The 24150-nt window shown below is 59.2% G+C and carries 23 protein-coding genes; 20 read left to right on the top strand and 3 right to left on the bottom strand.

The genetic code is table 11. The features are described from left to right. Positions 1-34 precede the first annotated feature (34 nt). The 20 genes from C1711_RS01785 (at position 35) to C1711_RS01690 (ending at position 20514) form a co-directional block, all read left to right on the top strand. A complete protein-coding gene (locus tag C1711_RS01785; RefSeq protein ID WP_102337521.1) occupies positions 35-394 on the top strand; it encodes an Asp23/Gls24 family envelope stress response protein in 360 nt (119 codons plus the stop codon). Between the two features lie 3 nt (positions 395-397). Then, positions 398-1018: a transcription antitermination factor NusB gene (gene nusB, locus C1711_RS01780; protein WP_102337520.1), complete on the top strand. Its 621-nt coding sequence runs from the start codon at positions 398-400 to the stop codon at positions 1016-1018. Positions 1019-1020: 2 nt separating this feature from the next. Next, positions 1021-1338 (top strand): exodeoxyribonuclease VII small subunit, encoded by a 318-nt coding sequence (locus tag C1711_RS07835; RefSeq protein WP_234346170.1) that lies wholly within the window; start codon positions 1021-1023, stop codon positions 1336-1338. A 9-nt stretch (positions 1339-1347) separates the two neighbouring features. Continuing rightward, positions 1348-2184, top strand: coding sequence for a TlyA family RNA methyltransferase (locus C1711_RS01770; protein ID WP_102337519.1), 837 nt, complete (start codon positions 1348-1350; stop codon positions 2182-2184). Further along, positions 2181-3041: an NAD(+)/NADH kinase gene (locus C1711_RS01765; RefSeq protein ID WP_102337518.1), complete on the top strand. Its 861-nt coding sequence runs from the start codon at positions 2181-2183 to the stop codon at positions 3039-3041. The genes C1711_RS01770 and C1711_RS01765 overlap by 4 nt, the downstream gene beginning before the upstream one ends. Continuing rightward, positions 3031-4662 carry a DNA repair protein RecN gene (locus tag C1711_RS01760; protein WP_102337517.1) on the top strand — a complete coding sequence of 544 codons (1632 nt, stop codon included), beginning with the start codon at positions 3031-3033 and terminating at the stop codon, positions 4660-4662. Before C1711_RS01765 ends, C1711_RS01760 begins: the two co-directional genes overlap by 11 nt. A gap of 196 nt (positions 4663-4858) precedes the next feature. Further along, positions 4859-6667, top strand: coding sequence for a translation elongation factor 4 (gene lepA, locus C1711_RS01755; RefSeq protein ID WP_102337516.1), 1809 nt, complete (start codon positions 4859-4861; stop codon positions 6665-6667). Between the two features lie 179 nt (positions 6668-6846). Beyond that, complete coding sequence (gene dusB, locus C1711_RS01750; protein ID WP_102337515.1) at positions 6847-7863, top strand: tRNA dihydrouridine synthase DusB; 1017 nt, start codon at positions 6847-6849, stop codon at positions 7861-7863. Between the two features lie 88 nt (positions 7864-7951). Further along, entirely contained in the window at positions 7952-9127 is a 1176-nt protein-coding gene (gene hemW / locus C1711_RS01745) for a radical SAM family heme chaperone HemW (RefSeq protein ID WP_102337514.1), read from the top strand. A gap of 84 nt (positions 9128-9211) precedes the next feature. Further along, a complete protein-coding gene (locus C1711_RS01740; RefSeq protein ID WP_102337513.1) occupies positions 9212-9688 on the top strand; it encodes a deoxycytidylate deaminase in 477 nt (158 codons plus the stop codon). Positions 9689-9880: 192 nt separating this feature from the next. Further along, entirely contained in the window at positions 9881-11002 is a 1122-nt protein-coding gene (locus tag C1711_RS01735) for a DnaJ domain-containing protein (protein WP_199824824.1), read from the top strand. A gap of 103 nt (positions 11003-11105) precedes the next feature. After that, the gene (dnaJ, locus tag C1711_RS01730; protein ID WP_102338520.1) at positions 11106-12266 is read left to right on the top strand and encodes a molecular chaperone DnaJ; all 1161 of its coding nucleotides are present in this window, start codon (positions 11106-11108) and stop codon (positions 12264-12266) included. A gap of 9 nt (positions 12267-12275) precedes the next feature. Further along, positions 12276-13601, top strand: a complete 1326-nt coding sequence (mtaB, locus tag C1711_RS01725) for a tRNA (N(6)-L-threonylcarbamoyladenosine(37)-C(2))-methylthiotransferase MtaB (RefSeq protein WP_102337512.1) — start codon at positions 12276-12278, stop codon at positions 13599-13601. A 29-nt stretch (positions 13602-13630) separates the two neighbouring features. Beyond that, positions 13631-14620, top strand: coding sequence for a PhoH family protein (locus C1711_RS01720; RefSeq protein WP_102337511.1), 990 nt, complete (start codon positions 13631-13633; stop codon positions 14618-14620). Then, the gene (ybeY, locus tag C1711_RS01715) at positions 14601-15110 is read left to right on the top strand and encodes an rRNA maturation RNase YbeY (protein ID WP_102337510.1); all 510 of its coding nucleotides are present in this window, start codon (positions 14601-14603) and stop codon (positions 15108-15110) included. The genes C1711_RS01720 and ybeY overlap by 20 nt, the downstream gene beginning before the upstream one ends. Before the next feature lie 46 nt (positions 15111-15156). Beyond that, positions 15157-15558, top strand: a complete 402-nt coding sequence (locus C1711_RS01710; RefSeq protein ID WP_102337509.1) for a diacylglycerol kinase family protein — start codon at positions 15157-15159, stop codon at positions 15556-15558. Between the two features lie 115 nt (positions 15559-15673). After that, positions 15674-16705 carry a GTPase Era gene (gene era / locus C1711_RS01705; RefSeq protein ID WP_102337508.1) on the top strand — a complete coding sequence of 344 codons (1032 nt, stop codon included), beginning with the start codon at positions 15674-15676 and terminating at the stop codon, positions 16703-16705. Between the two features lie 148 nt (positions 16706-16853). Beyond that, positions 16854-17600: a DNA repair protein RecO gene (gene recO, locus C1711_RS01700; protein ID WP_102337507.1), complete on the top strand. Its 747-nt coding sequence runs from the start codon at positions 16854-16856 to the stop codon at positions 17598-17600. A gap of 202 nt (positions 17601-17802) precedes the next feature. Then, complete coding sequence (gene rpsO, locus C1711_RS01695; RefSeq protein ID WP_102337506.1) at positions 17803-18081, top strand: 30S ribosomal protein S15; 279 nt, start codon at positions 17803-17805, stop codon at positions 18079-18081. A 156-nt stretch (positions 18082-18237) separates the two neighbouring features. After that, on the top strand, positions 18238-20514 hold the full coding sequence (locus tag C1711_RS01690) for a polyribonucleotide nucleotidyltransferase (RefSeq protein WP_102337505.1): 2277 nt from the start codon (positions 18238-18240) through the stop codon (positions 20512-20514). A gap of 584 nt (positions 20515-21098) precedes the next feature. Here C1711_RS01690 and aroQ read toward each other — a convergent pair. The 3 genes from aroQ to C1711_RS01675 are packed head-to-tail and all read right to left on the bottom strand — an operon-like array spanning position 21099 to position 23969. Next, the gene (gene aroQ, locus C1711_RS01685) at positions 21099-21536 is read right to left on the bottom strand and encodes a type II 3-dehydroquinate dehydratase (protein ID WP_102337504.1); all 438 of its coding nucleotides are present in this window, start codon (positions 21534-21536) and stop codon (positions 21099-21101) included. Between the two features lie 34 nt (positions 21537-21570). Continuing rightward, complete coding sequence (locus C1711_RS01680) at positions 21571-22824, bottom strand: shikimate kinase (RefSeq protein WP_102337503.1); 1254 nt, start codon at positions 22822-22824, stop codon at positions 21571-21573. Beyond that, a complete protein-coding gene (locus tag C1711_RS01675) occupies positions 22824-23969 on the bottom strand; it encodes a bifunctional chorismate mutase/prephenate dehydratase (RefSeq protein WP_102337502.1) in 1146 nt (381 codons plus the stop codon). Before C1711_RS01675 ends, C1711_RS01680 begins: the two co-directional genes overlap by 1 nt. Positions 23970-24150 lie beyond the last annotated feature (181 nt).

Here is a 24150-nt window from a genome sequence, read left to right as displayed (position 1 = left end):
CTTCTTCATCCGTTCACCGTTGTTAGGAGTGAGCATGTCGCAAGAGATCACTATTGCCGGCATCGGCATTGCACCCGAGGTGCTGGCCGCTATCGTCGCGCGTTCCGTCGAGGGCGTCGAGGGCGTTGCATCGGTGGGCGTAAAGGACCTTGCCACCAACCTCGTCTCCATGTTCTCCACTAAGACCACCTCGGTTTACGAGGATGTCGAGGCCGAGGTCGTTGACGACAAGCTTCGCCTGACGGTGCACCTCACGGTGTTCTTCGGCTATCCGTTCAAGAAGCTCGCCGAGTCCGTGCGCGAGTCCGTGGTGAACGCCATCGACGCACAGGTGGGCGTTGACGTGGAGTGCGTGAACGTTTGTATTGACAGCCTCGTGTTCCCCAAGGAGTAGCCGGTGGCGTCACTGAAGGTTAACCGCGGGCGCACGCTTGCCCGTAGTCAAGCTTTGCAAATTCTGTTCCAGGCGGAGATGCGCGGCGAGGCCGTGGATGATGTGCTGGCGGGCGACTTCGTTCTGTCGAAGGGTCCGCTTGCCGACTATGCCGTGGAAATCGCCCGCGGCGTTGCGGCCAATCGCGAGCGCATCGACTCTGCGCTGCGCGCTGTTTCGACCAACTGGACGCTGGAGCGCATGCCCGGGGCCGACCGCAACTTACTGCGCGCCTCTGTGTACGAGCTGTATTTTCAGGTTGCCGACACGCTTGACGCCGCCGTTGTCATTAACGAGGCGGTCGAGATCGCCAAGGCGTATGGCACCGATGATTCCGCCGGTTTTGTGAATGGCGTGCTCGGACGCATCGTGCGCGATCGCCATCTGCCGAGCCTCCAGCATGTTGCCTGCACTGTAACTGCAGACGACTGCGAAGCCGCGTGCATTTCGGCTCTGTGGTTCGAGATCGACCCGCTGCGCGCTCGCCAGGAAGAAGAGCAGAGCGACTACCGTTCCTACTTGGATGACGAGCGCTCCCTCGAGGGCATCTTCGTTGACCCGTACGACGTTGAGGACGGGGAGTAGCTGTGGCTGAGGGGACGTTCGACGACATCACCGCTCGTTTGGACGAAATCATCACGACCGTCCGTTCTAAGGACACGTCGCTCGAGCGCAGCCTCGATCTGTTCGATGAGGCAATCGAGCTCGGTTCGCGCGCGGTCGATATGGTCGATTCGTTCGAGCTCTCGCCGCGTGAGGCTGAAATGCTTGATGAGCGTGAGGTTGACGCGCAGGACGCTGCGGACGAGGGTGCATCGGAGGGCGACGTTTCGTCGGATGAAGCGGATGCAGTCGCTCAGGCCGGCCAGGGCGCCGAGGATTCGGCTGCCGAACAACAGGCATAGGGGCGCGCAATGGCGCGCGTCCGTCTTGATGATGAACTGATTTCCCAGGGCATCTGCGCAGACCGCGCGGATGCCCTGCGCACCTTGATGGCAGGTCTCGTCTCTTCGGGCGGTCAGCGCCTGACGTCTCCCGGTATGAAAGTAAAGCCAGGAATAGAATTGCACGTCAAAGGCCATATTCCCTATGTGGGACGCGGCGGGCTCAAGCTTGCGGGCGCACTCGATGCGTTTGGCGTCAATCCGTCGGGTATGCATTGCCTTGACGTAGGCTGCTCTACGGGTGGTTTTACCGATTGCTTGCTCAAACGCGGTGCGGCGACGGTCCTTTCCGTTGATGTAGGGCGCGCGCAGTTCGACTGGTCGCTTCGCAACGACGAACGCGTGACGTTGCTTGAACGTACGAACATCGTCGATGTGCCCGTGCAGGGGTTTGCCGCCGCGTGCGATTTGGCCGTTTGCGATGTTTCCTTCACGAGCATCCGAACCATCCTGCCTGCGGTTCTGGAGATCCTAGGACCGGACGGCATGTTTCTCACGCTGGTGAAGCCCCAGTTTGAGGCCGAATCCCATGAAGTGGGCGAGGGCGGCATCGTGCGCGACCCCGCAATTCATGCGCGTGTGCTGCGCGATACGGTAACGCTGTTTGCCTCGAGCGGTCTTGCTCCACTTGACCTGTGCGTTTCGCCCATTACGGGTGCGAAGGGCAATCGAGAGTTCTTCTTACTTGGTGTCCGCGGGCAACGTGACGAAGCGCATCTGCTCGATTCACCATCTGCCCTTGAGGAGCAGGTGCTGAAACTCGCTGAATATGCGACTCAGATTTCAGAGAAAGCGACACGGCTATGAAGGTGTTTCTCGTCCCCAATTACTACAAGAACGAGGCGGTTCAGAGTGGCTTAACGCTTGAGCTGTGGCTTACGCGTCAGGGCTTTGAGGTCATTTGGGCAGCCGATCAGCGCTCGGGCATCGTGAGTGAACCCGATTTGAGCGATTGCGGTCTGGTCATCTCGCTGGGGGGCGACGGAACCCTGCTGCGCGCGGCGCGCATCGTGGGGTATCGAGAGATTCCGATCCTGGGTCTTTCCTATGGTCATCTTGGCTTTTTGACGGCGGCGAGCCCGCAGGAAAAGGACATCCTCGCGGTGGTGAGCGATGCCCTGGCGGGTGAGCTTCATGTGAGTCGCCGTGCCACGCTCGATTGCGAGGTCATCTTCCTCGACGGTGCGGGAGAAGAGCAATCGCTCCACGGCTTTGCGCTGAACGATGTCGCTGTCACGCGTGGTCCGCTTTCCGATATGGTCGAGTTTGACATCACCGTATCCGGTCACCATATCGACCGTCTGCGTGGCGACGGTGTGGTGGTCTCCACGGCAACGGGTTCCACGGGTTACGCGCTTTCTGCTGGTGGACCCATCGTGAGCCCCGATTACACGGGTCTGGTGTGTGTGCCGGTGGCGCCGCACACTATCCAGGCGCGTGCTTTCCTCACTTCGCCTTCCGATGTGGTGGAAATCAAGATGTCCAAAGATCGTCCCTCGGTTCCGGCTATCGCGCTCGATGGTCAGTTCATCTCGTGTGAGGGCGAGATCGATCGCGTCATCGCGCGTCGTGGCGAGGCGGATATTCTCTTGCTCGATTACGGCCCGGAGAGCTTTTACAACTCGGTGAGCCGCGTGTTCTACGGAGTGCGCAATGATCGATGAACTGCATGTCGAGAACATCGCGCTCATCCGCGAGGCCGATTTGGTCCCCTGTGCGGGTCTGACGGTGCTCACGGGCGAGACGGGTGCGGGCAAAACCGCGTTGCTTTCCGCGCTTAAACTGCTCATGGGCTCCCGTGCGGATTCCTCCACGGTGCGCGAGGGGAGCGACGGCGCGCTGGTTTCCGGTCGTTTGTTCGCGGGCGCGCATGATGAGGATGGGTTCGTCGTGACCCGTCGTTTGGGCGCGGATGGGCGCTCGCGCATCAAGATTGACGGTGGCATCGCCAGCGTGCGCGAGCTTTCCGAGCGCGTGAGCCCGCTCATCGATTTGTGCGGACAGCACGAGCATCAGCGCCTGCTGGATGCGTCTTCGCACATCGATATGGTCGATGCATGGGCGGGAGTGAACGTGGCCGACGCGTTGGCTGCCTATCGCGAGGCGCTCGTCCATGCGCGCGAGGCGGAAGCCGAGCTCGCGCGTGTTGAGGAGGCGAGCCGCACGCAGGGGAGCCGCCTTGAGGAAGCCCGTTTTGCGCTCGAGCGCATCGATGAGGTCGACCCCCAACCGGGCGAGTACGAGGAGCTTGCGGAGCGCCTGCCACGAGCCGAGCATGCCGAGTCGCTGGCAACCTGCGCGAACGACGCCGCCGAATCGCTCTCGGGCGAGAATGGGACGCTCGACGCCCTTAACAGCGCCATTGCCGAGCTCGCGCGCATGGGACGTGTAGACGCCAAGCTCGCCGAGTTTGCCGATGTTCTGACGGGTGCCGCGATTTCCATCGAAGATACTGCTGCCGACTTGGTTCGCTATCGCGATGAGGTTGATTTCGACCCCGCCGAGCTCGCGGCTGCCCAAGAGCGCTTCAGTGCGTTCAAGGGACTGTTGCGTCAGTGGGGTCCGCACATGGAAGACGTGTTCGCACGTCGCGCGGAGGCCCAAGATCTGTTGAGTTTGGTGAATGATGCCGAGGCACATGTTGCCAAGGCGCGTGCCGCTCACGATGAAGCCGAGGCTGTGCTCGCTGATGCCGCCCGTACGCTCATGCGTCGTCGCAACGCCGTTGCCCCGCGTTTTTGCCGCGAGGTCGGCAAGCAGATGGCCCGTCTTGAGATGGGTCGTGCCGAGCTTGTGTGGGAAAGCCGCGACCTTCCGCGCGATCGCTGGACGATGCAGGGGCCGTGTGCCTGCGAGCTGCTGTATCGCAGCGGCTCGGGCCTTACTCCGCGTCCACTCAAACGCATCGCCAGCGGCGGTGAGCTCTCACGTGTCATGCTTGCCTGCAAGGTGACGCTGGGAGAGTCCGACCAAACCGATACGCTGGTGTTTGACGAGGTCGATGCCGGTGTGGGCGGAACCACGGCGCGTTCGCTCGCTGCGGTGCTCGCCGACTTGGCGCGTACGCACCAGGTCATCGTGGTGACCCATTTGGCGCAGGTTGCCGTTCAGGGCGAGACGCACTACGTGGTTCGCCGTTCCGATGACGATGTGCCCGAGACCAGCTTGCTGCTCGTCGAGGGCGAAGATCGCGTCAACGAGATTGCCCGCTTGCTTTCCGGTGATGCGAGCGAGGAGAGCCTGGCGCATGCAAGGCAGATGTTGTTAGAAGCCGGACGGTTATAAGTCTTTTGGTTGAGAAATGTGCTTAACGGTGTTTTGGCAGATACCAACAAGGCTCAGCGTAGATTTCGCACGCAAAGGAGCGTCCAGTGGACGCTCCGTCTTGCGCAGGACTGACCGAGCGCGGAGTCTTGTTGGCATCTGACGAGAGAGACCTTTGCGAGCACCCTATTTCGAGAATTTAGGTACAATGACCCGCATGGATACGATTGACACTTCACATATCAGGAACTTCTCCATCGTCGCTCATATCGACCATGGCAAGTCGACCATCTCCGACCGCATTCTCGAGCTCACGAGAACAGTGGAGGAGCGCGACATGGAGTCGCAGTTGCTCGACACCATGGATATCGAGCGCGAGCGCGGCATCACCATCAAAAGCAACGCTGTGCGCGTGATGTACGACGCCGACGATGGCGAGACCTATCAGTTCAACCTCATTGACACGCCGGGCCATGTCGACTTTACCTACGAGGTCAGCCGCAGTCTGGCGGCATGCGAGGGCGCCGTGCTCGTGGTTGACGCTACCCAGGGCGTTGAGGCGCAGACGGTCTCCAACGCGAATCTCGCCATGAACGCTAATCTTGATATCGTACCCGCGATCAACAAAATCGACCTGCCTTCCGCCCATCCCGAAGAGGTCAAAGTCGAGATTGAGGACGAGCTCGCCATCCCGGCCGACGACGCCGTGTGCGTGTCCGGCAAGACGGGTGAGGGCATCCATGACCTGCTCGAGTCGATTGTGTTCCTCATCTCTCCGCCGAAGGGCGATGCGAGCAAGCCGCTTAAGGCGTTGATTCTCGATTCCTATTTTGACGAGTATCGCGGCGTCGTCGCTACGGTTCGCGTGTTCGACGGCTCGGTGAAGAAGGGCGACCAGCTGCGCATGATGCAGGGCGGCGAGGACTTCCTTGTCGATGGCGTCGGCGTGCGTCGTCCCGCCGAGGTTGCCGTGGATGTGCTTGCGGTGGGAGAGGTCGGCTACGTTGTCACGGGTCTCAAGGACCCTGAGGCGGTGCATGTGGGTGACACGCTCACGTTCCGCGACAATCCTTGCGATGCTCCGCTGTCCGGTTACCGTGAGGCCAAGCCGATGGTGTATACCGGCCTATTCCCGATCGATAACAAGGATTACGAGAACCTGCGCGACGCGCTTGAAAAACTGCGCGTCAACGACCCGTCGCTTATCTGGACGCCCGAGACGTCGGTGGCACTTGGCTTTGGTTTCCGTGTTGGCTTCCTCGGTTTGCTGCACATGGAGGTCGTGAAGGAGCGCCTTGAGCGCGAGTTTGACCTCGACCTCATTGCCACGAGTCCCAGCGTTGACTATCACGTGTACAAAACGGACGGCGAGATGATCGACGTCCGCAGTCCGCAGGACCTGCCCGATGTCACGCGTATCGAGCACATCGAGGAGCCGTATCTCAAGGCAAAGGTCATCGCTCCGCCCGAGTATACCGGCGCTGTCATGCAGCTTGCCATCGAGCATCGCGGCATCACGACTGACATGATTCACCTTTCGCAGAAGTCCGTCGAAATGCATTTCGACGTGCCGCTCGCCGAGCTCATTCTTGATTTCTTCGACCAGCTCAAGAGCCGTACCAAGGGGTACGCGTCACTCGATTATGAATTCTCGGACTATCGCGTGAGCGAACTTGTCAAACTCGACATCCTGCTTTCGGGCGATGAGGTGGATGCGCTTTCGTTCATCGTGCACAAGGACAAGGCATATGCGCTTGCGCGCAGTCTGTGTGACAAGCTCAAGGAGATCATCCCTCGTCAGCAATTCGAGGTTCCCATTCAGGGTGCCATCGGCAACAAGATCATCGCGCGTTCCACGGTGAAGGCGCATCGCAAGGACGTGCTAGCCAAGTGCTACGGCGGCGACATTTCGCGTAAACGCAAGCTACTTGAGAAGCAAAAAGAGGGCAAGAAGCGCATGAAGGCCATCGGCTCTGTCGAGGTGCCGCAGGAGGCGTTCCTCGCCATCCTCAAAGTCGAGGACTGATCTGGTTTCCTCAAGTACGGCATCTTGGCGTTCAAACCGTCGCTCGCGTATCTTAGTACGCGTCGCTCCTCTTTCACGCCAATCTGCGGTACCTGGAAAAGCCGAAGTTGTTTTCAAATGGGAGCCAATCTGCGGCGCTTGAGAAACTCAGGTATGTGATCAATTAAAGGACTGTGAGCATGCACAATCGCTCAGAAGCATTACGAGAACAATTCGCCCGCCAGCCGTTTCTGATGGCGCCCATGGCGGGGGTTACCGACGCGGCGTATCGCATCATGTGCCGTCGTCGCGGCGCGGAGCTTGCCTATACCGAGATGGTGAGTGTGGCTGGGCTTGCCTATAAGAGTGCCAAAACGTGGGTCCTTGTTGAACCCGAGCCCGAGGAGCCGCAGATTTGCGTGCAGCTGTTCGGCTCCAAACCCGAGCAGTTCGCCGGAGCGGTTAATGCTGTGCAAGAGCGGGTGGGGGACAAGCTTTTCCTTATCGACATAAATATGGCGTGTCCCGCGCGCAAGGTCGTTACCAAAGGCGAGGGGTCCGCGCTCATGAAGACGCCCGAACTTGCGGAGGACATCGTGTGCGCGGCAGTGCACGAAGCGCAGGTGCCCGTAACCGTGAAGATCCGTAAGGGGTACGCGGCGTGCGATAACACGGCTGCTGAGTTCGCTGCACGCATGGAACAAGCGGGGGCAAGTGCGGTTGCAGTACATGGCCGTACGGCGAGCCAGTTGTATGCTGGATCTGCCGATTGGTCGGTTATCGACGAGGTGGCATCCCGCATTTCGGTGCCGGTTATCGGGTCGGGCGACGTGTTTTCGGCCGATGATGCCGTGCGTATGTTGCAGACCACATCTGCGGATGCCGTGTTCATCGCGCGTGGAACGTATGGGAATCCCTGGGTGTTCGGTGACGCACGAGCCTGTGCGCTTGATGGCGTGCCGGTGCCCGAGCATGCACCACTCGAGCGTCTTGAGGCCCTTCGCGAGCATTTGGGGCTACTGCACAGCACGCAGCCGTTCATGGCGCGTGCCCGCACGTTTGCGACGTGGTATCTCAAAGGCATGCCCCATGCCGCTACATGGCGGGGGCGCGTGGTACGTTGTACGACCTACGAGGAGTTCATGGCGCTGCTTGACGAGATTGAGACCGACGTGGCGAATCAGGGAAGTTTTGACACACTTTCCGCTTCAGAATGAGGCTCAAATACGTAAAATCTTCCCAAATTCGACGGTCTTACTCGACGGTCTTACTCGACGGTCGATATCTGAGATGTGAGGTGCAAACGTGAACGAGACATCGTATCAGGCGCTCTACCTTCACATCCCGTTTTGCCGTTCAAAATGCGCGTACTGCGACTTCGATTCACGTGCGTTTGCGCCTTGCGAGTTGGATGCGGCTCTCGATGCCTATTGCGTGCAGCTTGAGGGGCTGCTGGACAAGCATGGTAAAGCAGGGGAGCTCGATCAGGTGGCAACCGTCTACATCGGCGGCGGAACGCCTTCTATTATGGGAGAGCGTTTGCCGCGCCTCGTTCGCCGCGTGTGTGCCTATTGCAACCCTGTGGAGTTTACCTGCGAGGCTAATCCCGAGTCGTTTACGCCACGGCAGGCACGGGAACTTCGCGATGCGGGGGTGACGCGCATCTCCCTGGGCATTCAGTCGCTCAATGCGGTTGAGCTCAAAATCCTCGGTCGCATTCACAGCGCGGAGGAGGCGCTTGAGGCGCTTGAGCTTGCCAAACGCAACGGTTTTTCGACGTCGTGTGACCTCATGTGCGCTTTGCCAGGTCAAACGTACGAGAGCTGGCGTACAACGCTTGCGCGCATTATCGCTGCAGCTCCAGATCACGTTTCGGTGTATCCGCTGCAGGTCGAAGGCGGGACACCGCTGGCTCGGCTTGAAGAGGCGGGCAAGATCGATATCCCCGATGAGGACTTTCAGGCGCTGTGTATGGAAGAGGCGGCAAAGCAACTGCGCGCTGCGGGGTATGCCCGCTACGAAGTTGCCAGCTATGCGAAGCCGGGGCATCGCTGTCAACACAATATCGCGTACTGGACGGGAAAGCCCTATCTTGGTTTGGGGCGGTCCGCCTCGAGTATGCGTCACGTTGCGTCCGAGCGCACCAATGATGTGTCTGAAGATGGCGCGCATCGGCCGTTTGTGCGTGAGCGCTTTACGCAGCTTGATGATGCCGGTACACGTTTTGACCGCGAGATTCTGATGCCGCGTGAGGCATATGCGGAGGACCTCATGCTCGCCTGTCGCATGACCGACGGCATCCCGCGCAATCTGCTTGAGCGTGCCGAGGCATATATCCCATCCGCAGAGCTCAAAGCTGCATGCGCACGCGCCGTTGCCTTGGAGTTGGCAACATGGCGCAACGAGTTACTGTGCCCTACGCAACAAGGATGGCTGTGTGGCAACGAGCTCTACGGCCTCTTTTGGGATTTGGCTGAGTAGAGAAAGACCACCCTCGGACAATTGACGCTTGAACTGGGAGCCATATTGCGGCATGCTGTGCAAAACGCGTTGATGGGAGGATGTATGCCGGGCAAACGCGAAGATGTGATCAGTTGGGACGAGTTCTTCATGCGTGCGGCCGTTGCGGCGAGCATGCGCAGCAAGGATCCGAATACCCAGGTGGGTGCCTGCATTGCCGATACCAACAACCGTATTCTCTCGGTGGGGTACAACGGCACGCCCTCGAGTCTCAACGACGACGATTTTCCCTGGGGCACGGCGGACGACCCGCTGCACGACAAGCACAACTATGTCATTCACGCCGAGGCGAATGCCATTCTCAATTATCGCGGTTCACTCAAGGATATGGCGGGCGCCACGGTGTACGTCACCTTGTTCCCGTGTCACGAGTGCGCGAAAACCCTCGTGCAAGCGGGCATCGGTGAGGTCGTGTACTTGGACGACAAGTACAACGGAACCGAGGACAACTTGATTTCCAAGAGCATCTTGGACCTGTGCGGCGTTGCATATCGTCAAATCGAGCTGTCCCACGAAGGGTAGGTCGGCGGTAGCCGTTGTTCGGTAGGTCGTGGCCGTTGGTTGCTGCTGCGTTCCCACACGCCTTGCCTCGCCCACGCACAAACTGAAGCGTCCCACATGTTTGCGTGCTTTTTGCTCACATTGAATGAGGCTTCTGTCCTCGGGATATAATTATCCAACTATGCAATCAGCACGTAGGGAGTTATGTGCCACATGGCAGGCATGAACGAAAAAGATTATTACGCCATTTTGGGTGTTGAGAAGGACGCCACTGCGAAGGAAATCCAAAAGGCGTTTCAGCAAAAGGCGCGCAAGCTGCATCCTGATGTCAATAAGGAACCTGATGCAGAGGAGCGTTTTAAAGAGGTCTCCGAAGCGTATGCCGTTTTGTCGGACGAGCAAAAGCGCGCTCGCTACGATGCGATGCGTTCGGGCAATCCGTTCGCAGGCGGCACTCCGGGCGCTCCGGCTGGCTACGGCGGAGGTTATTCCGGCGGCTATACCGACTTCGGCGGTTTTGGAGGCTTTGGCTTCCCCTTCGGTGGCATGGGTGGATTCTCCAGCCAGCGCCGTCGTCGCTCGGCGTCGGCGTATAACCCTGCAATGGGTGCCGATGTGGTGGTTGAGGTCAAGCTCAGCCGCGAGCAGGCGCGCGATGGTGCACGCGTTGCGGTGAAATATCCGCGCTATGAGGCATGCGACAACTGCCATGGCTCGGGTTCGGTTGCGTCTGAGCATCATAAAACGTGTCCTACCTGCGGTGGAACCGGTTCCATCGCCGTCGATCTGGGTATGTTCGGCATGGGTCAGGCACGCATGGTCTGTCCCGAATGCGGAGGCTCGGGTCAGGTCGTCGCCGACCCCTGTCCCGTTTGCGGGGGAGAGGGCCGCACGCGTGTGCAGGCTGAGGCGGTCGTTGAGTTTCCGCCTGCCACACATGATGGCGACCAGGTTCGCATGAAGGCGCGCGGTAATGCCGGTACGAACGGTGGCGAAGCGGGCGATTTGGTCGGTCGCGCATATGTCGCCGCGGAGCGCATGGAGGGTCGTGCCCGCTCCGGCTTCTACATGGTCGGTTTGGTGTTGCCGTTCCTCGTCTTCTCTGCGTTCTCCGGCACGCTTTCGGTGTTCATGACCATCTGTGCCGTTCCGCTTTTGCTGGGCATTTTTATGATCGCGTCGGATGACGTGTTGCATCGCAGTGTCCTATGGTGGAAGCGCGGCTTGCAGATCATGGTGAGCGGCGTTTCGAATGGGCTGTTTTTCGCACTCATCTCGGTATGGCTTACGAGTTGCACGCAATCGCTGTTCTTGATGCCGTATCGGTTTATGTAGGTGCCTTGAGGTGCAGCTTTACGTGCTTACGAGCTGATTGACGGGGTACAAACGACGATGCTGCAAACGATAAGGTAAGGATTATTTGGGGGAGGGCCACGTCGTGGCGGAAAAAAGGGATTACTACGAGGTATTGGGTGTCGAGCGTGATGCAACACCCGAGCAGATCAAGCGCGCGTTTCGCAAGAAGGCGATCAAGCTACATCCCGACCGCAACGACGCTCCCGATGCCAACGAGCAGTTCGCCGAGCTCAACGAGGCATATTCGGTCCTCTCGGACGAGCAGAAGCGCTCCATGTACGATCGCTATGGAACCGTCGATGGCGTGGGTTCCGGCTACGTAGATTTCTCTGACATCTTCGGCGGCATGGGCGTCGACGATATCTTCTCTTCGTTCTTCGGCGGTGCCGCCGGCGGCGCAGGTTCGAGTTCACGCAGCCGTGCCCAGCGTCGTGTCGGTCGCGACATGGCGATTTCCCTGTCGATTTCCCTCGAAGAAGCCGCAACGGGCTGCAAAAAGACCATCTCCTATGACAGGCTTGCCTCGTGCGAGGACTGCAACGGTTCCGGCATGGAAGAGGGCGGCTCGGAAAAGCCGTGCCCGCGTTGCGGCGGAACGGGATATGTGACCACCGTTCAGCGTTCGATTTTTGGCCAGATGCAGTCCACCGCTCCGTGTCCGGATTGCGATGGCGAGGGAACGATCATCGATAAGCCGTGCCCCCATTGCCACGGCCAGGGTCGTGCTCACAAACACGAGAAGATCGACGTCGAGATTCCCGCTGGCGTTTCCACGGGGCGCCAGCTGCGTGTGCGCGATTACGGTGAGGCGGGCTATCGCGGTGCCCAGGCGGGCGATTTGCTCGTCACCATTCAGGTCGAGGAGCACGAGCGCTTTAGGCGCCGTGGCGACGACCTGTTGTCCGAAGTCCGTATCGGCATTGCGCAGGCGGCCCTCGGTTGCACGGTCAAGGTCGAGGGCATTCTGCCTGACGAGGTGTTTGATCTCGAGATTCCCGCTGGTGTTCAGTACGGTGACACGGTCGCGGTTCCCGAGCACGGCATGCCCCGCATCGGCGGCGGCGGTTCGCGTGGACGCTTTATCGGGCATATCGTGGTCGTCGTTCCCACAAGCCTTTCCGATGAGCAACGTGCGCTGCTCGAGCAATACGTTGAGCTTTCGGACGAACAGACTGAAGGTGAGCCCAAGAAACGCTCGGTGGGCGATCGCATCCGCGATGCCATCGACGATATCCTCGATTAAGGGTTTGTCATGAGCCGTCCGTTCGTGTGCGTAGTTAACCTGGGCTGTCGCGTCAACCGTGTGGAATCCGACCGCATCACCGCCGATCTTGCCGCGGCGGGCTTCGCGCTCGTCGATCAGGACGAAGCGGAGATCATCGTCATCAACACCTGCGCGGTGACCGGCGAGGCAGAAGCAAAGACGCGCAAGGCGGTTCGTCATGCGCTGAACCTGCCGCAGGAACCGATGGTCGTAGTGACGGGATGCGTGGTGAACTTGCATCCAGAGGAGCTCACCGAGCTATCTGATCGCGTTGTTGCCGAAGCGTCTAAAATCGACGTCGCTGCCCGTGTGGCGGAACTCGCCGGTATGCCACACGTGATGAGCGGTTCGCACGGTATGGCAGCGGACGCAACTGATTCTGTACATGATCTCGCCGGCTTGCTTGGCCGTTCCCGTCTGGGTATCAAGGTGCAGGATGGGTGCAACAACCGCTGCACGTATTGCATCGTGTGGAAAGCTCGCGGGCCCGAACGTTCGGTGCCAGTCGAGTCGGTGCTCGAGCAGGTGCGTACGGCGGAAGCCGCCGGTATTCCCGAGGTCGTGCTCACGGGCGTTAACCTCGGTGCTTACGATTATGCGAACCAGGATGACGCGCACATCGAAATCGATGAGCTGCTTTCAATTATCCTGCGTGAGACTTCCATCCCGCAGGTCCGCTTGTCTTCGCTCGAGCCCATGGATGTCAACGAGCGTCTGATAGACGCTATGGTGGCGGGCGGCGATCGCGTGGCACCGTTTTTGCATCTGCCCTTGCAATCTGGCTGCACCGACACGCTCGTCCGCATGAACCGCCCATATACTGCGGACGAATATGCCGCGATGGTCGATATGATTCGCGCAAAGCTGCCTGCTGCGGCTATATCGTGCGACATCATTGCGGGATTCCCCGGTGAAGACGAGCGTGAATTCCAGGAGAGCCTGGATTTCTGCAAGCGAATCGGTTTTGCGCATATGCACGTGTTCCGCTATAGCGCACGTCCTGGGACTCCCGCCGCTACTGCCCCTGATCAGGTCGACCCCGAGGTCATGGCGGCACGTGCGGCTGCACTGCGCGCGACGGCGCTTGACTGTTCCAAAGCCGATGCACGTGCCCGCATCGGCACCTGCGAGCGTGCGGTGCTCGAGTACGGTAACCGCGGCACGCTCGGCAGTTTCCACCGCGTGGTGGTGGACGATGCAGATGCCGAGGCTACCGGAGCGCTGGTAACTGTTGCTATCATGGGTATGGATGATCACGGAACGCTTCACGCGGTTTTGCGTGAGCGCGCCGAGTACAAGTCTTGTCGCCCCTAAGGGGCCGATCACCTGATGAGGAGCGTGTATTGAGCACCGACGTCGCAAAGGTTCGCCTATCTATTCCCGAGGGTATCGACCCTGCCTGCATCACGGGCGCCGGGGACGTACTGCTACGCACCATCGAGCGCCGTTGCGAGGGCGAGATCGTCGTGCGCGGCACGGATATTTCGATTGCGGGTGAGCCTTCCGAGGTCGAGGTTCTCGTACGCTTATTCACGCATCTCATCAAGATTGCCGCGGGAAATGAGGTTTCCACAACCGATGATGTCGAACGCGCCATTGATGCCATGCGTGCGGAAGAGGCGGACGCCTCGGGTTTTCGCGATGACATTTTGCTCACGTATCGCGGTAAGGCCATTCGCCCTAAAACGCCGGGTCAAAAGCGTTATATCGACGCGATTCGCAATAACACGGTGACGTTTTGCCTGGGTCCCGCTGGTACGGGCAAAACGTATCTCGCTATGGCGATGGCCGTCGCCGCACTCAAGCGCCATGAGGTGGGTCGCTTGGTTCTCACGCGTCCCGTGGTTGAGGCGGGGGAGAACCTCGGCTTTTTGCCCGGTACGCTCGAAGAGAAGGTCGACCCGTACGTGCGTCCGCTGTACGATGCACTTTTTGACATGATGGATACCGAGCGCGCCCATGAGCTCGTCGAGCGCGGTGTGGTGGAAATCGCCCCGTTGGCGTATATGCGCGGCCGCACGCTTAACGACGCTTTTGTGATTTTGGATGAGGCACAAAACACCACGCCCGAGCAGATGAAGATGTTCCTCACGCGCTTGGGCTTCAACTCGACGTTTGTCATCACCGGTGATGCGAGTCAGCGCGATCTTCCCGGTAAACGCAACGGTTTGGCGGAAGCCGAGGAGATTTTGGGTGACGTAGATGATATCGTGTTCGTTCGCCTGACACGTACCGATGTGGTGCGCCACCGCTTGGTGGGCAAAATCGTTGAGGCGTACGACGCGTTTGATGCACGTAAAGAGGGGAGCGGCCATGGCCGTGCTCATAAGTAACGATGCCGAGCTATCGACGCTGATTTCCGAAGATGAGGTTTGCTCTATCGCGGCGCACGTCTTGGCAGCCGAGGGCGTGGAGCGAGAAGTTGAGATTTCCGTCTCCTTCGTCGATGAGGAGGAGATGCACGCTCTGAATGCCGAGTGGCGCGGCATCGACCGCACGACCGACGTTCTTTCCTTTGAGTGCGACAGTGCCTTTGACGAGGATATCCCCGCGGATGGGGTACTTGAGCTGGGAGATGTGATTTTGGCTCCCCAGGTTATCGCGGCACAGGCCCCGGACTTTGGTAACACGCCTGCTGATGAATGCCGATTAATGCTGGTGCATGGGTTGTTGCATCTGCTGGGTTACGATCATATCGAGGACGATGAAGCCGAGGTCATGGAAGCCCGCGAGGATGAGCTTTTGCGTGAGCTGGCGGCTTGCCGCGGCGATGACCCGGATGCCATCGTTCATGGTCCGCTGACGCATCACGAGAATGACTAACGACTAGCCACTACCTACGACCAACCACGACTATCTGGAGAACGTCATGATTCCCGGTTCCAACAAAGAGCACCCTTCGTTCGTCCGCTCATTCGGCTATGCAATCCAAGGGTTTTTCACGGCGGTATGGACTGAGCGCAACATCAAGGTCCAGCTGCTTGCCGGTTTGGCGACGTATGTCGCGGGTACGGTTGTGGGACTCAACTGGCTCGAGTGGAGCATCGTGACCATTTGCATCGGCATGGTGATTTCCGCCGAGTTGGTTAACACGTCGCTCGAGGCGGTTGTGGACCTTGCTTCTCCCGAGCTGCATCCGCTCGCCAAGCGCGCCAAAGATATCGCGGCGGCGAGCGTGTTTGTTCTTTCTGTTGCTGCGGCGATTGTGGGCGTCATTGTGTTTGCCCATGCGCTTAATCTGCTGTATATGCTGGGTATTCGCACGGTTTAGGCAGTGAGGATTGCTGGCGGGTGCGGGGTTTTACCTGCGCTGTCCTTCTGCGCTGTTTGCCTGTCTTGTCCATTTTCCGTTTTAGGTTTCACGTGTTTGATTCGAGGAGATTCAGATGTCCGACATGGTAGATTTCGATCCGTTCGCCGACCTTTCCGACGAGGAGCTCGATGCCATGATCGAGTCGGGTGAGCTGGGTGAAGACGAGAGTCTTTCCGCTGGCCTCTCGTTTGGTACGGATGTTCCCGAGGGCTTTCGTTCGGGTTTCGTCGCACTTGTCGGGCGTCCCAACGCCGGTAAATCGACGCTGCTCAATGCCTGTTTTGGCCAGAAGATCGCCATTACCTCGCCCGTGGCGCAGACTACGCGTCGCCGTTTGCGTGCTGTGGTGAACCGTGAAAACTGCCAACTTGTGATCGTGGATACGCCGGGTATCCATAAGCCCAAGGACGGTTTGGGCTCAGAGTTGAATAAGAGTGCGTTGGGTGAGCTCTCCGATGTTGACGTGATTGCGTTCGTAATTGATGCGAGCGCGCCGATCGGCCGTGGCGACGCGTGGGTTGCCGAGCGTGTTGCCGCAGCTCGAGCTCCAAAAATCCTGGTGCTCACGAAGGCGGACAAGGCGACGCCCGAGCAGATGCAGGCCCAGCTCGCCGCTGCGCATGAGTTGGTCGATTTCGACGATGAGCTCGTGGTGTCTGCCACCGAGGGCTTCAACGTCGAGACCTTTGTCGATGTGGTTGCGGAGTATCTGCCCGAGGGCCCGCGTTGGTATCCTGAGGGTATGGATACCGATGAGACCGAAGAGGTCATGGTCGCGGAGTTCGTGCGTGAGAAGGTGCTGCTGCACACGCGCGAGGAGATTCCGCACGCAGTTGGTGTCATCTGCGATGAGTTCGAGCGTCCCAAACGCGATTTGCTGCGCTTGCATGCAACTGTGTATGTGGAACGTGAAGGCCAAAAGGGCATCATCGTGGGTAAGGGCGGCGAGATGATCAAGCGCATCGGTGTCGAAGCGCGTCGTGACCTTGAGAAGATGTTCGGTTGCCGCGTGTTCTTGAGCCTTGATGTGCGCGTGAAGCCGCGCTGGCGCGAGGACGCGCGCGAGATTCGTCGTTTTGGCTATGCGGCACCCGACGACGAGTAAATGACGATGCAGCTAAGTCCAACATATATCGTCGAATGCGAGTTCCGCACGAGCCGAAGAGCCCAGTGGGCTCTTCGTGCGAGCAGGACTGCCCGAGCAGGCGATGATATATGTTGGACTACTGTGCAGTTTGCATCCGGAGCGCACCATGGCTGGTAGTCGCACATATCGCACGAAGGCGATCGTCCTCGATAAGACGAAGCTCAAGGAAACCGACCTCATCCTCACGTTGGTTGCCGAGAGCGGACGGCAGATTCGCGCGGTTGCGAAGGGCGCGCGCAAACCGGGGGGCCGTTTGGCGGCGCGGTGCGAGCTGTGTTGCGAGGTCGATTTGTTGTTGGCTCATGGCCGCAATCTTGATGTCGTTTCACAAGCCGATCTGATCGCAGCTCCTCTGGGTGCGAGCCCGAGCTACGAGCTGCTCACTGCGGGTTCGGCTGTGGCCGAGGTTGCGAGCCGTTGCACGTTCGAGGACGCCGACGATCCGTTTGTTTTCCCCATCACCAGTGCGGTTCTCGAATGGATCGCCTCTGTGGATTCCGCTCATCTCGATCTTCTAGTTGCAGCGTACATCTTTAAACTGCTCTCGCATGTGGGGTATCGGCCTGACTACACGGGTTGCGTCGCATGTGGTGATGAGGCACCAACGTATTTCTCAGCGCAGGCCGGTGGCGTGTTGTGCGCGAGTTGCGCTTCGAATATCGCGGGTGCGGAGGAACTCGATCCAGTGACGCTCTCATGGCTGTCCGCTCTTATCGCGCTGCGGTTTTCGGAGCTGGCGGCGGCGCAGATCGACTCTTTCACTGCATCGCATCTGCTGGCGCTGGCGCACCTGTGGGCTGCCACGCATCTCGATTGTCGTCTCCGCGCGCTCGAGTTCATGCTGGGATGCTAGATAGCGGCTCGGTTTATGCAAATCCCGTGCACAACGGTCTAGTTGTGCTTTTATGTCGTCTGCCAGCGCTTCTGTGGTAACATATCGACCTGTTGGTACCCCCACCTTGGACGTTCGCTCACACCGGCGGCGTTCCCAGATGAGGGCGAATCGAGGTCATGGGGAAGCGCATTCCCGCGACCGTTAGCAGAAAGGTGAAATCATGACGATTTCCAAGGAGCGCAAGGCGGAGCTCACCGCCCAGTTCGGCAAGAACGCCCAGGACACCGGCAACTCCAAGGTTCAGGTTGCCATCCTCACTGAGCGCATCAAGGAGCTCACCGAGCACATGAAGTCCCACAAGAAGGACTTCCACACCCGCCGCGGCCTGCTCATGCTCGTCGGTAAGCGTCGTCGTCTCCTCTCCTACATCAAGAAGAACGACATCAACGAGTACCGTGAGCTCATCGCTCAACTCGGCATTCGCGACAACATCCAGTAGTCGCCAAGTTCGTGCATGTGGGGGCGCCGCAAGGTGCCCCTTTTCATGTGGGAGACGCACAGGCCGCAACGGCGCGTCTTCACACCGATCGGCGGGAGGGTCCCGTCGACCTTTAGAAGCCCGTGTGCAAGGGGCATACGGGGATTGGAGTAATACATGACACTCGTTAGCAAGACCTTCGATCTGTACGGCAAGACCTACGTGCTGGAAGCCGGCGAGCTCGCCAAGCAGGCAACCGGCGCCGCCCTCGTCAAGCAGGGCGATTCTACCGTGCTGAACACCGTGGTGGTGTCCAAGGAGCGCAAGAACTACGACTTCTTCCCGCTCACGGTGGACTTCCAGGAGAAAATGTACGCCGCGGGCCGCATTCCCGGCGGCTACCTCAAGCGTGAGGGCCGTCCCTCCGAGAAGGCCACGCTTACCGCCCGCATGATCGACCGTCCCATCCGCCCGTCGTTCCCAGACGGCTTCCGCAACGAGGTGCAGGTTGTTGCAACCTCGCTTGTTGCCGACCAGAAGAACCCCGTCGACGTCATCTGCGTCATGGGCGCCTCGCTTGCCATGCTCATCGGCGGCGTGCCCTTCGAGGGACCGCTTGCTTGCGTGCGCATCGCCCGCAACAAGGAGACCGGCGAGTTCATCGTGAACCCCACCTATGAGGAGCGCGAGGGCTCCGACCTCGATCTCGAGCTCGCGGGCACGCGCGACTTCATCTCCATGGTGGAGGCCGGTGCCGAGGAGGTGTCCGAGGAGGACATGCTCGACGCCATGCAGTTCGGTCAGGAGGCCATCGGCGCCTTCTGCGACGCCCAGCTCGCCTTTGTCGAGGAGTGGGAGCAGGTCAACGGCCCGATCGTCAAGCGCGAGTATCCGCTCGACGAGCCGGTCGAGGAGGTCCACGACCGCATCTTCGCCCACTACGATGAGATGGCCGCCGCCCTGCGCGACGCCGATAAGCTCGCCCGCCAGGACAAGGTCGCAGAGCTCAAGGAGGCCATCAAGGCCGAGTTCACCGAGGAGGAGCAGCTCGAGTGGGAGCGCGAGATTCCGGTGAACCTCAAGAAGCTCGAGAAGACCGCCATGCGCCGCATGGTCGTCGAGACCGGCGAGCGCGTTGACGGCCGTGCCGCCAACGAGATCCGTCCCATCATGGTCAAGGACAACTACCTGCCGCTCGTGCATGGCTCCGGCCTGTTCCAGCGCGGTCAGACCCAGGTGCTTTCCGTGCTGTCGCTCGGCATGCTCAACGAGGCCCAGCGTCTCGATACCATCGAGCCGGTCGAGGGCAAGCGTTACATGCATCACTACAACTTCCCGCCCTTCTGCACCGGCGAGACCGGGCGCATCGGCACCCCGAAGCGCCGCGAGATCGGCCACGGCAACCTGGCCGAGCGCGCCTTGCTGCCCGTGCTGCCCGACGAGAACGAGTTCCCGTACGCCATTCGCGTCGTCTCCGAGGTCATGGAGTCCAACGGCTCTTCGTCCATGGCTTCCACCTGCGGCAGCTGCCTGGCGCTCATGGACGGCGGCGTGCCCATCAAGCGCCCCGTTTCCGGCATCGCCATGGGCCTCATCCAGGAGGAGGGCAAAACGGTCGTGCTGTCCGACATCCAGGGTCTCGAGGACTTCCTCGGCGACATGGACTTCAAGGTCACCGGCACCGAGCGCGGCATCACGGCGCTCCAGATGGACAACAAGGCGACCGGCCTGACGTTCGACATCCTGCGCACTGCTCTTGAGCAGGCAAAAGAGGGTCGTGCCTACATTCTCGACAAGATGCTCGAGGTTATCCCCGGCCCGCGTGAGGACACTCGCGAGACCGCCCCGCGCATCACGACGATCTCCATCGCCGTCGATAAGATCCGCGAGGTCATCGGCAAGGGCGGCGAGACCATCCGCGGTATCCAGGATGAGACCGGCGCTTCCATCGACATTCAGGAAGACGGCACCATTTACGTGGGCGGCGTGGGCGACTCGGTGGGCCAGGCCATCGAGCGCATCCAGCTTATCGTGAAGGAGCCCGAGGTCGGCGAGGTCTACGACGGTCGCGTCGTGACCGTCCAGTCCTTCGGCGCCTTCGTGCGCCTGTTCGGCAGCAAGGACGGCCTGCTGCACATCTCCCGCGTTGCCCAGGGTCGCGTTGAGCGCGTTGAGGACGTGCTGAACGTGGGCGATGAGGTCAAGGTCAAGGTCATCGAGATCGATGACAAGGGCAAGATCTCGCTTGATCGCCTTGATAAGCCCGAGGCTCCTGAGGGTTCCGGCTCTGGCCGCTCCGAGGGTGGCGAGCGTCGTGAGCGCCGCAGCAGCCGCGACAACGGTGCCCGCGGCTTCGACCGTCCCAACCGTGAGCGTCGCGAGCGCGGAGATCGCCCGCGCCGTCCCGGCGACAGCGGCGGCCGCACCCCGCGTCGTCATCACGAGGCAGAGTAGCGATAACGCACTAAGCTTTTATTAAGAGGTCCACAGCATTTGCTGTGGACCTCTTTTCTGTGTACAGCGATTTGGAATAAGAAGTCGATTGCGTCGTTGGTGCGTGTGATTTCCCATGTGGTAGAACCTGCTGTTTTAGCCTTGCATCAAATTATTAGCGGGAAATAGCGTTAAATCGTTTGCTGGATCAGGCCATATATAGTCCCACGCGCAGTTCCGCACGAACAGAAGGCGCCGGTGGCGCCTTCGTCGTGAGCAGGACTGCTTGAGCATGGGATGATATATGGCCTGGCTCTATGGCCGTATTCAAAGAGCTGATTTGATTACTCAATGGACGTCAAACGCTATTCGATGGCACTCCACCTCGCGAATTCGGTTCAATTTTCCGGACATGTCGAGCAGAGCTTGATATTGAGAAAAATGCGAGCACTGTACCTGCGGTTTCTTCAGGCGTTTTGACTCGAAATCGTCGTATACTTCGCATGTCGTAGAAATTGAACCGAATTCGAGTACTTTCCATGCGTCTTCGAGAGTTTTGCCCTTCATTGAGCCGTTCTAATGCAAATGTCAGTGGAGCCAAAAGGTTAAAGTCCAAGCTTTTCCGCAAGAAGCTGTAGAGCGTGGGCGTATCCCTGCAGCCCTTCGCCGGTGATAGTGGCAAAACATGCCATGCCGGCATAGGAGATTTGGCGAAAATCTTCGCGCTCTTCAACAGCTGAAATGTGAACCTCAACTGCGGGAATGGCGACGGCTTTTAGGGCGTCGAGGATCGCGACGCTGGTATGCGTATATGCAGCGGGGTTGATTACGATGCCGTCGATAGTGCCGTACGCCTCTTGAACGCGATCGACAAGAGCTCCTTCATGGTTTGATTGAAATACTTCGACGCCCGTAAATCCTGCCTCTTCAGCGGCAGTTTGGCAAATCTCGACGAGCGCCTCGTAGTTGTCGGAACCGTAGATGTTCGGCTCGCGAATTCCGAGCATATTGAGATTGGGACCATTGATAACCAGGGCTTTCATGGACACTCCTTAAAGACACGGAATAGGGCTCTTGTTACATCTCGAGCATGGGAGGCAGGGCATCGCATACCGCCTGCGCAGTATTGGCGGCGCAATTGAGTGAATCAATGACGATGTCCGCCCAGGACCGATACAGTGGCATGCGGCGTTCGGCGAGCGCTTCGATACCGTCGCGCGCCGTAATGGGGCGCCCCTTCTTCGAAAGCTCTTCCAAGGGACGGTTGAGCATGACGATAAGGCTATTTTGATGCAAAAGCGGATAATTCTCAGGTCGGGTGACTACGCCGCCACCGCAGGAAATGATGAGTCGCGATTGCTTGGCAACTTCCGCCACCATAGCGGCTTCTTGTTCGCGGAATGCGACCTCGCCTTGCTGTTCGATGAAATCTGCGCAGCTCATACCCAAGCGTTCGGCAAGAGCCTGGTCGATGTCGATGCGTTCGCGTCCCAATAGCTTTTCAAGTTGCTCGCCCACTCGGGTCTTCCCGCAGCCAGGCATGCCGATGAGCACGATGTTCTGTTCGGTGGCCGAAAGCCGCTTGGTAACATCAAGCATACGGTCGACCGAAATAATGTCCCCGGTGTAGCGTTCAACGGCTTGAGCGGCTTGGGCAACCAGCATGAGCAATCCGCCTGCGCAGGGAATGCCGCGCTTCTCCGCTTCCATCATGAGGCCCGTACAAGCGGGGTTGTAGACGATGTCAATGAAACCCTCAAGGTTGGGAAGCGCATCGAGTGTGCAAGGGGCGGCGGGGCAGTTGGGGTACATGCCAACGGGCGTGCAGTTGACCGCGAGTGCAGCGTCTGCGTGCAGATCAAGCTTCTCGTAGGTGTCCGCGCCTTCTCGTCCAATCGACACGGGATCCATTCCCATGTCGGCAAGGACGGTTCGGACAGTTGTGCCAGCGCCGCCGTCTCCACCGAACACCACTGCTTTTTTTCCAGCAAGCGACAGGCCGAGTGACTCAAGCAGCACTTTGAAGCCGAAGTAATCCGTGTTGTCGCCGCGAAGCCTTCCGTCGACCAGGCGTGTCACGGTGTTGACGTTTCCCAAGCGTTGCGCGATCGGGGAGACATCATCGACGATTTCATACACGTCCTTTTTGTAGGGAATGGTGACGTTGACTCCTTCCCACACGTCGGAACGCATGAACTCCAAAAGGTGTTCGGGTTCAACTTCAAACTTACGATAGTCGATTCCCGCAAGCTCGCGATAAATCACAGGCGTATAGCTGTGACCGAGGACTCGGCCCAGAACTCCATAAGGACGCGCGGTCGTATCACCCATTACAGCACCTCCGTGTAGCTGCCGAAGTACGTAAAGCTGTCACATAGGTCGTCGAGGCTGTCGAGCAGCGTGGCGAACGCCGGGCTCGTGGCCGCGCACGACAGGTCGAAGTAGAACATGAACTCGAAGTCGCTGCCCGGAACGGGACGGCTCTCAAGTTTGACAAGGTCGATGTTGAGCGCGTAAATGCGCTCAAGCACGCGATACAGTGCGCCTGGCTCACTGGTGAGCGTGAGTTGAATCGAGGAGCGGTTGGCGCCGGGATAGATGGCGGGATCACGGGCGATAACCACGAAGCGCGTGTAGTTGTTGTCGGAATCTTGTACATTGCGCGCAAGCGGAATCAAGCCGTAAAGCGACGCGCAGGAGAAAGACGAAAGCGCGGCAAGATCGGTGCGTTCGGACGAGGCGACAAGCTCGGCAGCGCGCGCTGTATTCTCGCATACGGTCGTCTTCACTCCAAGGTTGTTCAGGAACGCGCGGCTTTGGTTGAGTGCCTGGCTGTGCGAGACGACTTCACGGATGTTCTCCAGGCGGGCACCCGGTTTGGCGAGAAGGTTATGATCGATTTTGAGGCGCACAGAACGAACGATGGAAAAATGATGCCTGCTGAGCAGGTCATACACGGCGTTGACCGAACCCGCCGTTGAGTTTTCGATGGGGAGCACGCCGAACTGGCAGGTACCTGCCTCAACTGCCTCGAACACGCCCTCAAACGTAGGGGAGAAGGTGATGTCGGGAACATCGAAGAGCTTGCATGCGGCCTGCTGACTATACGCGCCTTCGACGCCTTGGCAGCAGACAGTGGCGATGGTGGGGAATGCGTCTTCAAGTGCACGATACGAGGCGCGCATCTTCTTCGACTGCGCCTGCTCCTTCGCCCCATTGATGATGCGGAGCTGCTCAGCCTTGTTCATGCTCATAAGCAGGGAGAACAATGCAATGCTTTGGTTTTGGAGTCCGTCGGGAGACTGGGCGGCGATTGCGGCAAGCTTTGAGCGCTCGCGTACCGGGTCGAACACCGCTTTGCCCGTATCGACTTTGCTTGCGGCAACATCGCGTGCAAGGTTCATACGCTGCACGAAAAGGTCGAGCAGTTGGCCGTCAATCTCATCAATCTGTGCGCGAACGTCGCTCAGCTCCATGTGGTTCCTTTCTTATGGTTGGCCCTCTTCCGAATTCCGTTGGTTTTACTGAATTTTGGACGTTTATTTCGAGGGAAAATGCGGAAAATCCAACGGAATTCGAAGGATGGATGAAGAGTGGGTGATGGATGGTGTTTGCTGGGCACGATAAGAGGGGTCCAGTATGTTTAACCTGCAGCGT

The organism is Collinsella provencensis (assembly GCF_900199705.1).
GTDB lineage: Bacteria > Actinomycetota > Coriobacteriia > Coriobacteriales > Coriobacteriaceae > Collinsella > Collinsella provencensis.
This window is presented reverse-complemented; position numbering and strand designations above follow the sequence as displayed.

Excerpts from the sequence above, each read along its gene's own strand:
- C1711_RS01785 (WP_102337521.1), top strand. The coding sequence starts at position 35 with ATGTCGCAAGAGATCACTATTGCCGGCATCGGCATTGCACCCGAGGTG.
- C1711_RS01770 (WP_102337519.1), top strand. The coding sequence starts at position 1,348 with ATGGCGCGCGTCCGTCTTGATGATGAACTGATTTCCCAGGGCATCTGC.
- C1711_RS01765 (WP_102337518.1), top strand. The coding sequence starts at position 2,181 with ATGAAGGTGTTTCTCGTCCCCAATTACTACAAGAACGAGGCGGTTCAG.
- C1711_RS01760 (WP_102337517.1), top strand. The coding sequence starts at position 3,031 with ATGATCGATGAACTGCATGTCGAGAACATCGCGCTCATCCGCGAGGCC.
- lepA (WP_102337516.1), top strand. The coding sequence starts at position 4,859 with ATGGATACGATTGACACTTCACATATCAGGAACTTCTCCATCGTCGCT.
- dusB (WP_102337515.1), top strand. The coding sequence starts at position 6,847 with ATGCACAATCGCTCAGAAGCATTACGAGAACAATTCGCCCGCCAGCCG.
- C1711_RS01740 (WP_102337513.1), top strand. The coding sequence starts at position 9,212 with ATGCCGGGCAAACGCGAAGATGTGATCAGTTGGGACGAGTTCTTCATG.
- C1711_RS01735 (WP_199824824.1), top strand. The coding sequence starts at position 9,881 with ATGGCAGGCATGAACGAAAAAGATTATTACGCCATTTTGGGTGTTGAG.
- mtaB (WP_102337512.1), top strand. The coding sequence starts at position 12,276 with ATGAGCCGTCCGTTCGTGTGCGTAGTTAACCTGGGCTGTCGCGTCAAC.
- ybeY (WP_102337510.1), top strand. The coding sequence starts at position 14,601 with ATGGCCGTGCTCATAAGTAACGATGCCGAGCTATCGACGCTGATTTCC.
- C1711_RS01710 (WP_102337509.1), top strand. The coding sequence starts at position 15,157 with ATGATTCCCGGTTCCAACAAAGAGCACCCTTCGTTCGTCCGCTCATTC.
- era (WP_102337508.1), top strand. The coding sequence starts at position 15,674 with ATGTCCGACATGGTAGATTTCGATCCGTTCGCCGACCTTTCCGACGAG.
- recO (WP_102337507.1), top strand. The coding sequence starts at position 16,854 with ATGGCTGGTAGTCGCACATATCGCACGAAGGCGATCGTCCTCGATAAG.
- rpsO (WP_102337506.1), top strand. The coding sequence starts at position 17,803 with ATGACGATTTCCAAGGAGCGCAAGGCGGAGCTCACCGCCCAGTTCGGC.
- C1711_RS01690 (WP_102337505.1), top strand. The coding sequence starts at position 18,238 with ATGACACTCGTTAGCAAGACCTTCGATCTGTACGGCAAGACCTACGTG.
- aroQ (WP_102337504.1), bottom strand. The coding sequence starts at position 21,536 with ATGAAAGCCCTGGTTATCAATGGTCCCAATCTCAATATGCTCGGAATT.
- C1711_RS01680 (WP_102337503.1), bottom strand. The coding sequence starts at position 22,824 with ATGGGTGATACGACCGCGCGTCCTTATGGAGTTCTGGGCCGAGTCCTC.
- C1711_RS01675 (WP_102337502.1), bottom strand. The coding sequence starts at position 23,969 with ATGGAGCTGAGCGACGTTCGCGCACAGATTGATGAGATTGACGGCCAA.